The sequence below is a fragment of the Polynucleobacter sp. UK-Mo-2m-Kol15 genome, from assembly GCF_018881505.1.
Lineage (GTDB): Bacteria > Pseudomonadota > Gammaproteobacteria > Burkholderiales > Burkholderiaceae > Polynucleobacter.
On record NZ_JACVQC010000001.1, the window covers coordinates 80,875 to 94,637 of the forward strand.

Sequence of the window (13,763 nt, forward strand, 5' to 3'; positions counted from 1 at the left end):
CCACTCTTAACAACACATTGATCCACCAATATGCCTAGCGCCTTTAACGCTCACAATACCAACCCTCTGAGTCAATATCCACAAGCTTGGGAGCGCGCTGGTGCAGTCAAATTGCTTGTTCTCGATGTCGATGGCGTTCTGACTAATGGTCAAGTATTCATTGGTGAGAACGGCAAAGAATCTCTCAAGGCTTTTGATATTCAGGATGGATTAGGAATTAAGCTGTTAGAAAAAATTGGTATTCAGACAGCGATCATTACCGGGCGTAGCTCAAAAATGGTGATTGGTCGTTGTGAAGAGTTAGGCATTACTCATGTTCATATGGGCGTTGAAGATAAGGCTGTAGCTTTAGAAAAGATACTGCAATCGCTTGGACTTAAGCCATCCGATTGCGCCGTCATGGGCGATGATTGGCCCGATTTTCAAATAATGAAGTCTGCTGGCTTGAGGATATGTCCCGCACAAGGGCATGATGCTGTGAAAGAAACAGCTCACTTCGTCACCGCTCGATCCGGCGGTAGTGGCGCAGTGCGTGAAGTATGCGACCTGATTCTAAAAGCACAAAATCGCTACGAGGAATTACTTGCCAAAGCACGCGCTTAAGGTCATTTTGCAATGGAACTGAACACCCAAAAAATCAAACTTGGTATCTGGCGTACATCGTTACGCCTTATGCCTTTGATTCTGATGGGAACGCTCACACTCGTCACATTTTGGTTGGTTAAGAAAAATACCCCTGCAGAAAAATCGGCAATTGAACGTGTGCGCCTTCATGTGCCAGACTACATCATTACCAATGGCGCCTTATCTGCTCTTGATGAATTTGGCAACACTAAATACCGAGTGCTCGGTAAAAAAGTGATTCACTACGACGACGATGCTTCGATTGACATTGAAACACCTCGCATACGCTTGTTTCCGCCCGCAAAATCACCGATTACTGTTAAAGCAGATATGGGCCATTTAGATGGTGATCTAACGATTTTAGATCTTATGGATAACGCTGAAATCTATCGTCCGCCACAAGCTGCATCAGCAACAGAGCCGGCAAGACCTCGCATGCTTGCGCGCTCCTCTTATTTCAAAGTACTTATCAATGATGACATCATTGAGACTGATAAGCCTATTACGCTTGAGCAAGGGTTTTCTGTCATCCAAGCAACTGATGGCGGCATATTTAATAACATCGAACAAAGCATGGTTTTATCTGGCCAAGTAAGAGGTCGTATCGAGCGTGAGCAACAAGGTGGACAGCCATGAGTCTATTTCGTAGTAGGACTATTGCAACTGTGTTGCTAGTGAATGTCTTCATCAGCAGCTCTCATGCTGAGAAAGCTGATCAAGATAAACCGATTATCTTGGAGGCAGAAAAAGTTTCTGTGAATGATGTACAACAAGTTTATGAACTAGATGGTGAAGTACTCTTAATCAAAGGTAGTATTTTGATTACCGGCGAGAAAGCTAATATCAAGGTCGATCCTGAGGGTTTTGAATACATTGATATGCAAGGCAATCCTAAGGCTAGTGCCAGCTTTAGGCAAAGACGTGAAGGCCCCGCCAATGAGTTTATGCAGGGTCTAGGTAAAGCCGTTACCTACAACGCCAAGACTGAACTTCTGACGCTAACCGGAGATGCCAACTTAAAGCGTCTTCTCAATATGCAAATGTTGGATCAATTACGCGGCTGGAAAATCGACTATGACGATGTCAAGCAGCGCTATCAAGTCTCACCACCTACCAACGCCAAAGCAGAAGACCTGCCTCAGGCTAGAGCGATCCTTTCACCAAGAAGAAAAGCTACACTAGAAAAATGACCACGGATTCCAGCAATAAGCAAACCCCAGCAACCTTAAGTGCCCATCATCTTCAAAAGCGGTATGGATCCCGCACGGTAGTGCGAGATGTGTCGATTGAAGTCAAGTGCGGCGAAGTAGTCGGACTTTTGGGGCCAAACGGTGCCGGCAAAACAACCTCTTTTTACATGATTGTTGGTTTGGTTCCATTAGACGGCGGCAATATTATTCTGGATGGCACAGACATCACGCGACTTCCTATTCATGAGCGGGCTCGCATGGGGCTATCCTATCTTCCACAGGAGGCTTCTGTTTTCAGAAAGTTAAATGTGGCAGAGAATATTCAAGCAGTATTAGAGCTCCAAGTTCAAGGTGGCAAGCGATTAAGCAAGACTGAAATAGCACGTCGCTTAGATGAGCTCTTGGGCGAACTTCAAATCAGCCATCTACGCGATAACCCAGCACTTTCCCTCTCTGGTGGAGAACGTCGTCGTGTTGAGATTGCTAGGGCCCTAGCCTCACAGCCTAAGTTCATTCTATTGGATGAGCCCTTTGCCGGTGTTGACCCAATCGCTGTTGGAGAGATTCAACGGATTGTGCGCTTCTTAAGGGATCGCCAAATTGGCGTTCTCATTACCGACCATAATGTTCGCGAGACTTTGGGTATTTGTGATCACGCCTATATCATCAGCGAGGGTAGCGTGCTGGCGGAAGGCAAACCAGACCAAATCATCGAAAACGATTCCGTCAGAAAAGTCTACTTGGGCGAAAACTTCCGCATGTAGATATTCAGATTTTTTCGAATATTTATTAAATAAAAATGATCTCCCCCCTTGGTTTTCAGCATAATCGCTGATACGCTGGAGGTTCATGAAGTTCATTTCTATAAAAACAAGTACGACATTACAGGGGCCTGCTGCGCACTCCGAGTAATTATTTGCGCATGCATTTTGTTTTGCTATGAATAGGAGCTGCTGATGAATCTAAAAATTAATAGCCGTCATGTCGAAGTTACTCCAGCCATGCGTACCCACCTCGAGGCTGGATTAGCCAAAATTCGCAAACACTTTGATCATGTCTTAGATGCTTCTGCGTTTTTGATTGTCGATAACGCTAAAGAAAAAAATCTTCGTCAAGCAGCCGAGATCACTATTCATCTTAAGGGCAAGGATCTTTATGCTGAGGCACATAATGCTGACCTCTACCATGCCATGGATGCTGTAGTCGATAAACTCGAGCGCCAGGTAGTTAAACATAAAGAAAAGATCCAAGATCATCACCACGATAAACACTTTGAGTGATCCTGATTGTCAGGACACCTATAATCAAGCAACATGAATTCCCTGACCGATCTTTTCGCCTTAGACCGCATTGCCTTAAATAGCCCCTCCAAAAATCGGGCTGAGATATTTGCGGCCGTAGGACAACTCTTTGCAAAGCAAGCGGGACTCGAAGCAGAGGCGATTGTTAGCTTCTTAAATGCTCGTGAGGACTTAGGCTCTACCGCTCTGGGTGCTGGTGTTGCTATTCCACATGGTCGAGTAAAAGGACTGAAGAATCCGATTGCTGCATTCGTAAAATTAAAAGATCCGATTGAATTTGCTGCGCCCGATGGTCAAACAGTCTCTATTTTGATTTTTTTACTCGTTCCAGAAAAAGCAACCCAGCAGCACCTAGAAATTCTGTCCTCGATTGCACAACTCCTGTCTGACCAAGACGTACGTAAATTGCTTATCTCGGAAGACAACCCAGAGAAGGTGTGCCAACTATTACAAAATTGGGGCGCAGCTTGACAACCCAGACCTTACTCCTAGATGGAGTTACTGCCCAACAGATCTTTGATGACAATGTCTCGGACTTAAAGCTCTCCTGGATTGGCGGCCTTGAAGGCGCTGACCGCACGTTCCCTCCAGAGGCAGTGAAAGCGGCTGCAGCTAGCTCAGACCTAGTAGGTCACTTAAATCTCATTCATCCGAGCCGTATTCAGATTTTTGGTGAGCAAGAGGTTGACTATCATGCCGAGCTTGAACCAAAGCAAAAACAAGATCAGATCTCTAGCTTAATTTCCAAGACGCCACCTTGCGTCATAGTCGCGGATGGCAAAGTAGCTGACGCTGACCTACAACTTTTCTGCCAAAGATCTTCCACTCCACTCTTTACAACAACCATATCAGCCGCCGAGGTGATTGACCACCTGCGAACCTATCTTACTAAGATTGGCGCCCCTCAGATCACCATGCATGGCGTATTCATGGATATCCTGGGCTTAGGCGTCCTAATTATGGGTGAATCCGGTCTTGGCAAAAGCGAATTGGGTTTAGAGCTGATTTCTCGTGGCCATGGTTTGGTAGCCGATGATGCGGTAGACTTCGCTCGTCTTGGGCCAGACTATATTGAAGGTCGCTGCCCCGTAATCTTGCGCAACCTCTTAGAGGTTCGTGGACTGGGTTTATTAGATATCCGCACCATCTTTGGTGAAACAGCCGTGCGCCGGAAATTGAAATTGCGCTTAATAGTGCAATTAGTTCGTCGTAATGATGGTGAATTCGAGCGCTTACCTCTAGAAGCTCAGCATATTGAAGTATTAGGCGTCCCCATTAGGACCGTCAAAATTCAGGTCGCCGCAGGACGAAACTTAGCAGTTCTTGTAGAGGCAGCAGTTCGTAATACCATTTTGCAGCTACGCGGTATCGATACCCTAAAAGAATTTATGGAGCGCCAGCGTTTACAAATGAATGCTGAGGCAGAGTCCTCCAAGAATCAAGGTCGACTCATTTAATATGCAAATCAATCTGATTACCGGCATCTCCGGCTCAGGTAAATCTGTTGCACTAAGAGCTTTTGAGGATGCGGGCTACGACTGCGTAGATAATCTACCAGTCACCCTCTTGGAAAGCCTCATCACCACGCTAGAAAATGAAAAGGGTGAGCGTATTGCAGTAGCCATTGATGCTCGTCGTGGCCAGTCAATTGCTGAGCTACCCCAGATCCTAGAAAATCTTCGTCGCAGTAATCAGGTGCGCATTATTTTCTTAAATGCCGATACAAACACACTGATTCAGCGCTTCTCCGAAACCCGGAGACGTCATCCCCTCTCTGGAAAAACTCAAGAGACTCAGGCTGCGACGCTGATAGAGGCGATTGATAAAGAACGAAATCTCCTAGAACCTTTGCGTGCACAGGCTCACAGCATTGATACCAGCAGTCTGCCTGCCCATGTATTGCGGTCATGGATTCAGGATCTCCTAAAAGATAAACCTCAAGGACTCACCGTTATTTTTGAATCTTTTGGATTTAAAAAAGGTTTGCCAACCGAGGCTGATCTCGTGTTTGATGTTCGGTGTTTGCCTAACCCACACTACGACAAAACTTTGCGCCCACTATCTGGCAAAGACCAGCCCGTGCGCGAGTTCTTGGAAAAAATTCCTGAGGTCGTCAGCATGGAAAATGACATTGTTCAATTTATTGAAAAATGGTTGCCCCACTACATTGCAGATGGTCGCAGTTATCTTACCGTCGCAATTGGCTGCACTGGTGGACAACATCGCTCGGTTTATCTTGTTAGCCGCGTCATGGCGCACTTTTTACCTCAAAAAGATTTAGCAGCACTACAAATCAACTTCTTAAGTCGTCACCGCGAGCTAGACTCAGTCCCTGCAACAGTAATTTAATCGGTTGCGGCAAGCCGTACTTTCCTAGCTCCCGCAAAGGAATCCACTTTAAATCAGCATTTGTAAATTTCACGGCATCACTCGATGTCATATTCCAAATCTGCATCCATAAACGACGATGCGTAAAGACATGCTTAATCTCTATCCCCCGCTCGACCAATTGAGAATGCTTTAAAGCGCTAGAGATCTTTTCATCTGGCAGCACCAACTGTAGTAATTCTTTTGCTGTCAGATTGGCCCGACTGCTGGCTGCAGATTGTGTGCTTTCTTCTTTTGCGCTCCAAGTAGATTCAGGCAAAGACCATAGCCCACCCCAGATAGCCTTCTCGGGACGCCTTTGCAATAAGACTGAGTCACCATGCCTAAGTAACAACATGTCGCAATTAAATTCAGGAGATTTTGCTTTAACTACTTTACGAGGCAATAACAAGACTTGATCGCTAAGATTGGCTTGGCATTCTTTTTCGAATAGGCATTTCTTTTCATTACCTAAACACACCGGTTTCCGAGAGGTACACCACGTTGCCCCAAAGTCCATCAGAGCCTGCGTATACACCGGCATATCTGTAGCTTTTTTGGGAAGGAGTGTTTCGGCTAATAACCACAATTCATCATTCACTACTTTTTCTTGGATAGAACCCTCGATACCAAAAAGTCTTGCCAAAATGCGTTTCACATTGGCATCCAGAATCGGAGCCCTCACATGAAATGAAAATGCTGCAATGGCACCTGCAGTAGACTTACCAATACCCTTGAGTTGCTCAAGCAAGATGGGGTCCTCCGGAAACCTTCCCCCAAACTCTTCCATCACTTGCACAGCGCAGGCATGCAAATTACGGGCGCGTGTATAGTACCCTAGCCCCGCCCATTCGGCCAAGACATCATCCAATGGTGCAGCAGCTAATTTTTTGACCGTTGGGAAGCGTTTCATAAATCGGGGGTAGCGCTCCAGAACAGTTGCTACCTGGGTTTGTTGCAACATGATTTCTGATACCCATACCGCGTAGGGATCTCGAATACTTTGCCACGGCAAACCTTGGCGCCCATCCTTACCATGCCAAGCAATCAACTTGACGGCGAAGTGCTTGATCAGCGCTTCTGACATTGAGGACAAAAATAAGTAGAGCGCTGACCTTGCACTATCTGTTTGATGAGCGTCTTACAAACCCTACAGGGCTGATCCTTACGATCATAAACTTTGGTTTGCACCATAAAGTGTCCTGGATTACCGTCACTATTCACAAAGTCTTTCAAACTACTGCCACCCGCAGCTATTGCTTTTTTCAAAATCAATCTCACTGCAGTAGCTAGCCTAGAGCATTGCGGCCGCGTTAATTTTCCAGCAGCCTTTGTCGGATGTATCCCCGCCTCGAATAAACTTTCTGAGCAATAGATGTTGCCAACACCAACTACAGCCTGCCCTGCTAGTAAAAACTGCTTTACCGCAAGACTGCGTTTGCGTGAGTGCCGGTATAGGATATCCGCGCCCAATTCACCTGAAAACTCTGGAGAAAATGGCTCTACCCCGAGTTTTTGTAAGAGCTTATTGGCCTCAATCGGCCCCTTGGATTTTGGATGCCATAAAACAGCGCCGAACTTTCGGGGATCATGTAGACGCAAACTGAGCTTACCAAACTCAAAGGTCACGCGATCATGGGGCTTTAAGGGATCACTACCAGGAAGTACTCGCAATGTTCCGGTCATTCCTAAGTGCATCAGCAGATGACCGGTATCCAGCTCCACCAAAAGATACTTACCGCGGCGCTCTATTCCTACGACTTTCTGACCAGAAAGTAGTGCATTTAAATTACTGGGTACCGGCCAACGCAAGCGACCATCAATAATTTTGACCGAACTCACCCTGCGCCCCTCTAAATGGGGTGCAATACCCAAACGGGTCACTTCTACTTCTGGAAGTTCTGGCATAAATGGATTGTAGATTCGCGGATTAGAATGTGCTCATGACCAAATTTTCATTAAAGCCTTCTTTAAGGGCCTTATTGCTCTCAGCTGGGCTTGGCTTAGGCCTCTCCTCTGGCTTTACCGTTGCTAAAAGCAGTAGCCTGGATAGCGGTCAAGCAGTATTTGAGGTCCTGGCCTCTGAAATCGCTTTACAACGTGGCGAAGCTGGCCTTGCCTACAACACCTATCTAGAGCTTGCTCGGCAATTGGATGATCCCCGTTTGGCACAGAGGGCTATGGAGATTGCGATTACTGCCGGCGCGCCTGATCTTGCGCTGCAAGCTGCTCAAACTTGGGATAAATTATCTGAGCCCAAGCAAACTAGACCCAAAGAGGTTCTTGTCACCCTTTTGATTCTGAATCAACGCTGGTCAGATGCAGTCAAGCCTGCTGTCTCCTTATTGAATCAGCAGACATTACCAGAACGAGAAAATACCTTGCTTCAGCTTCAGGCCCTACTGGCCAAAGCGAGCGACGAATCAGAAGCATTAAGAGCTTTCTACGAAATCGTCTCGACATTAAGGCCGGAGCCAAAGGATCCTAGCATTCTCTATACCTATGCCATGTCTGCTGAGAAATCTGGGCGCCTGGATGTGATGGAGAAAATTCTGCGTGAAATTTTGCGCAGGAATCCAAATGATGCAAATAGCTTGAATGCACTTGGTTACTCACTCGCTGATCGCAATCAGAAATTGCCTGAAGCCTATAGGCTCATTAGCAAAGCACACGAACTCTCGCCTAGAGATGGTTTTATTTTGGATAGCCTTGGCTGGGTAAACTTTCGCATGGGCAAAAATGAATTAGCGCTTGAGCAACTACAACAAGCTTTTAATATGAAGCCTGAAGCCGATATTGCCGCACATATCGGTGAAGTCTTGTGGGTTATGAATCGGCCGATCGAAGCTGAAGATGCGTGGCGTAAGGGGCAACAGTTAGATGCCAATAACCCCACTCTCAAAGAAACCTTGAGGCGCTTGAAGCCTGATTGGTCTGTGGCGGATGATACCCTCAAAGGCTCATGGGATGGTCGTTTTGCAGTAAAGGTCATAGGACTCACCGAAAGTAAAAATCAAGGTGGATCGGGTGGATTCACTTTGACTCAAGATGCGTTAACTGATGTTTTGGAAATTCGTAACCCAGTAGGTGGATCCATTGCAAAAATTACAATCAAGCCTGGTGAGGCAATTCTGGAGCGCAATGGTCAACTAAACACTGCTATTGATGCTGACACTCTTATTCAAAATACCTTAGGACTTCCCCTGCCTGCTCGGGGTTTATCTACCTGGTTGCGTGGACATACGCGCCCCGGTAGCAATGCGAGTATTGAGCGTAATGACAAGGGGCAAGTTAGTAAAATAACTCAGGATGGCTGGACTCTAAATTACAGTTGGAATAATGCTCAGCTGTTAGAAAAGCTGACAATGACGCGTAGCTCCAATATTGGGTCAATTGATATCCGTCTAGTCTTTGATGTTCCAAGCCAGTGAAGTATGAATGATGAGTAATGGGATAGAACTTCGTTGCCCTGCAAAGCTCAACCTTTTTCTTCATATTGTTGGGCGACGCGCTGATGGCTATCACCTCCTGCAATCTGTTTTTCAGTTAATTGATTGGTGCGATATCCTCAACCTAAAGCAAATCCCCGAAAATGAAATTCGTCGCATCGACCCCATTCCAGGGATACCCCCAGAACAAGATTTAGTGGTCCGTGCCGCCCAACTCCTAAAAGATTTCTGCCAGATTGATGGTGGCGCTGAAATCAGGCTAGAGAAAAATATTCCTATGGGAGCTGGCCTTGGCGGAGGGTCCTCTGATGCAGCATCTACCCTGATTGGCCTAAATCATCTTTGGAACCTTCAGCTAGAAAAGGCCACACTTTGCCAGCTCGGCCTAAAACTTGGCGCCGATGTGCCATTTTTCATCTTTGGCCAAAATGCCTTTGTCGAGGGAATTGGTGAGAAATTACAAACAATTCCCCTGGAATCCCAAGACTTTGTTGTGATCTTTCCGAACCAAGGAATCGCCACTGCTCAGATTTTTCAAGACCCTCAATTGACCAGAGATCATGCTCCGATTACAATAGATGGCTTTCTTGCATCGCCAAGCTCATATCGGTCAAATGATTGTCAGGCAATAGCGGTGCAGAAATGTCCTGAAGTGAAGCAAGCATTGGATTGGATTGACAAGGTAGTGCCAAACTCGGCCCCGTGCATGTCCGGATCTGGAAGCAGTGTATTTGCCGCCTTAGACCCTAAGACGGACACCGCAAACCTAGAAAATCTTCTGCTAAATCTTCCAAAAGGATGGATAGGTCGAATTGTTCGAGGGCTAAATAAAAATCCCGCTTACAATTTGATTTCTTCAGATTGACCTGTAGGGGAATCGCCAAGCTGGTTAAGGCACTGGATTTTGATTCCAGCATGCGAAGGTTCGAATCCTTCTTCCCCTGCCAAGCACTGTAGATAAGACCAAAAGACATCCATTCGACCCTTACCAAACTCCAAAATCACCTATGTCCGCTCCAATGAACGCTGATTTACTGACTCTTTTCACAGGTAATGCAAATCCAGTTTTGGCCCATGCGGTAGCCAAAGAGCTCAATCTCCCGATGGGAAAAGCATTTGTTGGTCGATTCTCAGATGGTGAGATCCAGGTTGAGATTCAAGAAAATGTTCGTGGCAAGAACGTTGTAGTTATTCAGTCGACTTGTGCCCCAACGAACGATAGTTTGATGGAACTCATGATTATGATTGATGCCCTAAAACGAGCATCAGCAAGCCGTATAACCGCAGTGATCCCTTACTTCGGTTACGCTAGACAAGACCGTCGCCCGCGCTCAGCTCGGGTTGCCATCTCCGCTAGAATCGTTGCCAACATGCTCCAGTCCGTAGCTGGCATTGAGCGTGTTTTAACCATGGATCTCCATGCCGACCAAATTCAGGGTTTCTTTGATATTCCTGTTGATAACATTTATGCATCACCAGTCCTCTTGGCCGATCTAGAGGCCCAAAAGACCAAAAAAGATCTCATCATTGTTTCGCCGGACATCGGTGGCGTTGTTCGCGCCCGCGCAATGGCAAAGCAATTAGGCACAGATTTGGCGATTATTGATAAACGCCGCCCAAAAGCTAATGTGTCAGAAGTAATGCACTTAATTGGCGAAGTAGAAGGCCGCCATTGCGTGATCATGGATGACATTATCGATACCGGCGGAACGCTCTGTAAGGCCGCTGAAGCGCTTAAAGAGCGTGGTGCTAAGGGTGTTACTGCCTACTGTACCCACGCCGTGCTTTCTGGCGGTGCCGTTGCCCGCATTGCAGCCTCCGAATTGGATGAATTAGTCGTTACCGACACTATTCCGTTGACCCCAGAAGCAATGAAAATTGCCAAAATTCGTCAATTGAGCGTTGCCCCCATCCTAGCTGAGACCCTTTCCCGCATTAGTAAGGGTGATTCAGTAATGTCGATGTTCGCTGAATAAGCCAAAAATAAGGTTTCTAGCCGTGTTTTTGGCAGTATTGTGCCATTTCTAGGCAAAACCCTGAATTCCCAAGATATAATCAAAGGCTTTTCTGTTTGGTCGCGAACGGAAATTAACCTTAATTTTAGGAATTTGATATGAAAGTAGTAGCCTTTGAAAGAAGCGTACAGGGAACGGGTGCGAGCCGCCGTCTGCGCAACTCCGGTAAAACTCCGGGAATCATCTACGGCGGTAAAGACGCCGCAACTGTAATTGAGTTGGATCACAACGCACTGTTCCATGCTCTCCGGAAGGAAGCATTCCACTCATCCATCCTTGATCTCGAAATCGGCGGCAAAGCACAAAAAGTGTTGTTGCGCGATTACCAGATGCATCCATTTAAGCCTTTGGTTCTGCACATTGACTTCCAGCGTGTTTCTGCGACTGAAAAAGTTCACATGCGCGTTCCATTGCACTTCATCAACGCTGACACTTCAGCTGCAGTGAAATTGCAAGGCGCCGTAATTAGTCACATCTCCACTGAATTGGAAATTTCTTGCTTACCAGCAGACTTACCAGAGTTCATTGAAGTGGACTTGAACAAGATTGAAGTTGGTCATGGTATTCATGCTAAAGATATCGCATTGCCAAAAGGTGTTACCTTGGTATTGCATGTTGAGCAAGAAAACCCAGTATTAGCTAACGCACGTATCCCAGCGGTGAAATCTGCCGATACTGAAGCTGCTCCTGCAGCTGCTGCGGCTCCTGCTGCTGAAGCCCCCAAGGACAAAGCTTAATTATTTAAGCCCAATCTTTGCGACAGAGGAAGCCCGCTACTAAGCGGGTTTTCTTTTTTGTGAAAATACTTTTATCCTTGAGCATTCATCATGACTAAATTAATTGTTGGCCTTGGCAACCCAGGCGAAGAGCACCTAGAAGATCGGCACAATGCTGGCTTCTGGTTTGTTGACGCTCTTGCCAAACAATTGAATACCCGCTTTGAAACTGAAAAACGCTTTCATGGCAAAGTAGCCAGGGCTATATGGGGGGGCGAGGATCTCTTCTTACTCAAGCCCAGCACTTATATGAATCTTAGTGGGCAAGCTGTTGGGGCACTATGTCGCTTTCATAAAATTACACCTCAGGATGTACTAGTAGTGCAAGATGAGCTGGATCTAAAGCCTGGTACTGCACGCATTAAGCTTGGCGGGGGTACTGGTGGACACAATGGCCTAAAAGATATCCATGCCCATCTGGGAACGCCTGACTACTGGCGCTTACGCCTGGGTATTGGCCATCCCCGGGATCTGGCTGCAGAAGGTGCACGAGTCATGGATGTAGCTGACTATGTGTTGAGAAGACCTTTGCAGGCAGAACAAAAACAAATTGACGCCAGCATTGGAAATGGCTTACAAATTCTTGGGTTATTTATCAAAGGTGATGCTCAAGCGGCAATGCTAGAACTTCATTCAAAAACGAATTAGGGCACAGATCGCACGCCCACAGTGAGTGCTACTTAGTAGCTAGCACTTTTTTAGCTGCAGTTAAGGCTTGATACTTCACCATTAACTGCGTTTGATTTTCTGGAAACGCAGGGTTCATTGGAATACAGTCAACCGGGCAAACCTGCTGGCACTGTGGTGCATCGTAATGACCGACACATTCAGTGCACTTATTGGGATCAATCTCATAGATCTCCAGGCCCATGTAGATTGCATCGTTTGGACATTCAGGCTCACACACATCACAGTTGATACATTCGTCCGTAATCATTAAAGCCATTTTATTTACTTACCAACCTTACTCTTTGCTTTGATTGACGGCAGCAATTTTTTGGACCAACCATTTTTCTACGGATGGGAATACGAACTTACTGACATCACCACCCATCGAAGCAATTTCACGAACAAAGGTTCCGGAAATAAATTGGTATTGATCGGAAGGGGTTAGAAATAGAGTTTCAACATCAGGCAATAAATAGCGGTTCATACCAGCCATCTGAAACTCGTATTCAAAATCGGATACTGCACGCAAGCCACGCACGATTACGCGGGCATTATGCTCACGGGCAAAGTCTTTTAGTAACCCAGAAAAACCAACAATTTTGACATTGGAATAATGGCCAAGAACCTCCTTAGCAATTGCAATACGCTCATCCAAGGTAAAGAAGGGGCGCTTACTGCGACTATCGGCAACGCCAACAATCAGTTCGCCAAAAATACTTGAGGCGCGGCGCACCAAGTCCTCGTGACCACGAGTAAAGGGATCAAATGTTCCAGGGTATACAGCAATAGTCATAATGCTCCTCAGGCTTTTTCAGCTACAAGCAAGAGTTTAGTCCCTCTTAGAGCGAAATAGACAAGCTTTTACCTGCCCGGCCTCTAAGTACTTGCCACAATGCCAATCAGGCAGCAATTCCTCAATCTGCTCACGAGAGCGATTAGCAGGGAACTCGACATAAATCCCTCCGCCAGCCCTGTCATTACAAATACGAGCAGCCTCTACAAGCGCTTGATTTAACAAGGCCTCTTCCTCAAATGGCGGGTCTATAAAGATCAAATTGCATGAGCCATCGGCCTGCTGCTTTAAAAACTCCACGCCCTCTCTGTGCAAAATCTGTACGGATCCAGGAGCAGGAAATGACTGAAGCAAAGCAAAATTCGCTAAGAGCTTGGCATGGGCCTTTTTGTCTTTTTCCAATAAAATTACTGAATGAGCATGTCGTGAAGCAGCTTCAAAACCTAAAGCACCAGTACCAGCAAATATATCCAAGCAACTCAAACCTACTAGATTCTGCCCAAGCCAATTAAATAAAGTCTCACGAACGCGATCAGTGCTCGGACGTAGGCCAGGTAAATCCAACACACTCAATAATCG

The 13,763-nt window shown here is 46.3% G+C and carries 18 protein-coding genes and 1 tRNA gene; 14 read left to right on the forward strand and 5 right to left on the reverse strand.

Annotation, left to right across the window (positions count from 1 at the left end):
- Window positions 1–30: 30 nt before the first annotated feature.
- The 8 genes from ICN43_RS00390 to rapZ all read left to right on the forward strand — a co-directional run bounded on the left by ICN43_RS00390 (window position 31) and on the right by rapZ (window position 5,464).
- Entirely contained in the window at window positions 31–603 is a 573-nt protein-coding gene (locus tag ICN43_RS00390; RefSeq protein WP_216196713.1) for an HAD family hydrolase, read from the forward strand.
- Window positions 604–615: 12 nt separating this feature from the next.
- The gene (gene lptC / locus ICN43_RS00395; protein ID WP_216196714.1) at window positions 616–1,260 is read left to right on the forward strand and encodes an LPS export ABC transporter periplasmic protein LptC; all 645 of its coding nucleotides are present in this window, start codon (window positions 616–618) and stop codon (window positions 1,258–1,260) included.
- Entirely contained in the window at window positions 1,257–1,814 is a 558-nt protein-coding gene (gene lptA / locus ICN43_RS00400) for a lipopolysaccharide transport periplasmic protein LptA (protein ID WP_216196715.1), read from the forward strand. The genes lptC and lptA overlap by 4 nt, the downstream gene beginning before the upstream one ends.
- Window positions 1,811–2,578, forward strand: a complete 768-nt coding sequence (lptB, locus tag ICN43_RS00405; RefSeq protein WP_216196716.1) for an LPS export ABC transporter ATP-binding protein — start codon at window positions 1,811–1,813, stop codon at window positions 2,576–2,578. Before lptA ends, lptB begins: the two co-directional genes overlap by 4 nt.
- A gap of 192 nt (window positions 2,579–2,770) precedes the next feature.
- Window positions 2,771–3,094 (forward strand): ribosome hibernation-promoting factor, HPF/YfiA family, encoded by a 324-nt coding sequence (hpf, locus tag ICN43_RS00410; RefSeq protein WP_216196717.1) that lies wholly within the window; start codon window positions 2,771–2,773, stop codon window positions 3,092–3,094.
- Between the two features lie 33 nt (window positions 3,095–3,127).
- A complete protein-coding gene (locus ICN43_RS00415) occupies window positions 3,128–3,586 on the forward strand; it encodes a PTS sugar transporter subunit IIA (RefSeq protein ID WP_216196718.1) in 459 nt (152 codons plus the stop codon).
- On the forward strand, window positions 3,583–4,572 hold the full coding sequence (gene hprK, locus ICN43_RS00420) for an HPr(Ser) kinase/phosphatase (protein ID WP_216196719.1): 990 nt from the start codon (window positions 3,583–3,585) through the stop codon (window positions 4,570–4,572). The genes ICN43_RS00415 and hprK overlap by 4 nt, the downstream gene beginning before the upstream one ends.
- A gap of 1 nt (window position 4,573) precedes the next feature.
- Window positions 4,574–5,464, forward strand: a complete 891-nt coding sequence (rapZ, locus tag ICN43_RS00425) for an RNase adapter RapZ (RefSeq protein WP_216196720.1) — start codon at window positions 4,574–4,576, stop codon at window positions 5,462–5,464.
- On the opposite strand, the gene mutY is transcribed toward rapZ, so the two are convergent.
- Together mutY and mutM are read right to left on the reverse strand one after the other, a co-directional pair.
- Window positions 5,409–6,569 (reverse strand): A/G-specific adenine glycosylase, encoded by a 1,161-nt coding sequence (gene mutY / locus ICN43_RS00430; RefSeq protein WP_216196721.1) that lies wholly within the window; start codon window positions 6,567–6,569, stop codon window positions 5,409–5,411. The two genes, rapZ and mutY, sit on opposite strands and share 56 nt — an antisense overlap.
- Entirely contained in the window at window positions 6,554–7,390 is an 837-nt protein-coding gene (gene mutM / locus ICN43_RS00435) for a bifunctional DNA-formamidopyrimidine glycosylase/DNA-(apurinic or apyrimidinic site) lyase (protein WP_216196722.1), read from the reverse strand. Before mutM ends, mutY begins: the two co-directional genes overlap by 16 nt.
- Window positions 7,391–7,425: 35 nt before the next feature.
- Here mutM and ICN43_RS00440 point away from each other — a divergent pair, with 35 nt between their 5' ends.
- The 6 genes from ICN43_RS00440 (at window position 7,426) to pth (ending at window position 12,370) form a co-directional block, all read left to right on the forward strand.
- On the forward strand, window positions 7,426–8,913 hold the full coding sequence (locus ICN43_RS00440; RefSeq protein WP_216196723.1) for an outer membrane lipoprotein LolB: 1,488 nt from the start codon (window positions 7,426–7,428) through the stop codon (window positions 8,911–8,913).
- 10 nt (window positions 8,914–8,923) lie between these two features.
- Complete coding sequence (gene ispE, locus ICN43_RS00445; RefSeq protein ID WP_255533365.1) at window positions 8,924–9,796, forward strand: 4-(cytidine 5'-diphospho)-2-C-methyl-D-erythritol kinase; 873 nt, start codon at window positions 8,924–8,926, stop codon at window positions 9,794–9,796.
- A 5-nt stretch (window positions 9,797–9,801) separates the two neighbouring features.
- Window positions 9,802–9,878 (forward strand) — tRNA-Gln (locus tag ICN43_RS00450).
- A gap of 72 nt (window positions 9,879–9,950) precedes the next feature.
- The gene (locus ICN43_RS00455) at window positions 9,951–10,907 is read left to right on the forward strand and encodes a ribose-phosphate pyrophosphokinase (RefSeq protein ID WP_216196725.1); all 957 of its coding nucleotides are present in this window, start codon (window positions 9,951–9,953) and stop codon (window positions 10,905–10,907) included.
- Between the two features lie 137 nt (window positions 10,908–11,044).
- On the forward strand, window positions 11,045–11,683 hold the full coding sequence (locus ICN43_RS00460) for a 50S ribosomal protein L25/general stress protein Ctc (RefSeq protein WP_216196726.1): 639 nt from the start codon (window positions 11,045–11,047) through the stop codon (window positions 11,681–11,683).
- A gap of 90 nt (window positions 11,684–11,773) precedes the next feature.
- Window positions 11,774–12,370 (forward strand): aminoacyl-tRNA hydrolase, encoded by a 597-nt coding sequence (pth, locus tag ICN43_RS00465; protein WP_216196727.1) that lies wholly within the window; start codon window positions 11,774–11,776, stop codon window positions 12,368–12,370.
- 28 nt (window positions 12,371–12,398) lie between these two features.
- Here pth and ICN43_RS00470 read toward each other — a convergent pair whose 3' ends face one another.
- The 3 genes from ICN43_RS00470 to rsmD are packed head-to-tail and all read right to left on the reverse strand — an operon-like array spanning window position 12,399 to window position 13,751.
- A complete protein-coding gene (locus tag ICN43_RS00470) occupies window positions 12,399–12,668 on the reverse strand; it encodes a YfhL family 4Fe-4S dicluster ferredoxin (RefSeq protein ID WP_216196728.1) in 270 nt (89 codons plus the stop codon).
- A gap of 18 nt (window positions 12,669–12,686) precedes the next feature.
- Entirely contained in the window at window positions 12,687–13,184 is a 498-nt protein-coding gene (coaD, locus tag ICN43_RS00475) for a pantetheine-phosphate adenylyltransferase (protein ID WP_216196729.1), read from the reverse strand.
- A 36-nt stretch (window positions 13,185–13,220) separates the two neighbouring features.
- Entirely contained in the window at window positions 13,221–13,751 is a 531-nt protein-coding gene (gene rsmD / locus ICN43_RS00480; RefSeq protein ID WP_370623184.1) for a 16S rRNA (guanine(966)-N(2))-methyltransferase RsmD, read from the reverse strand.
- Window positions 13,752–13,763: the final 12 nt, after the last annotated feature.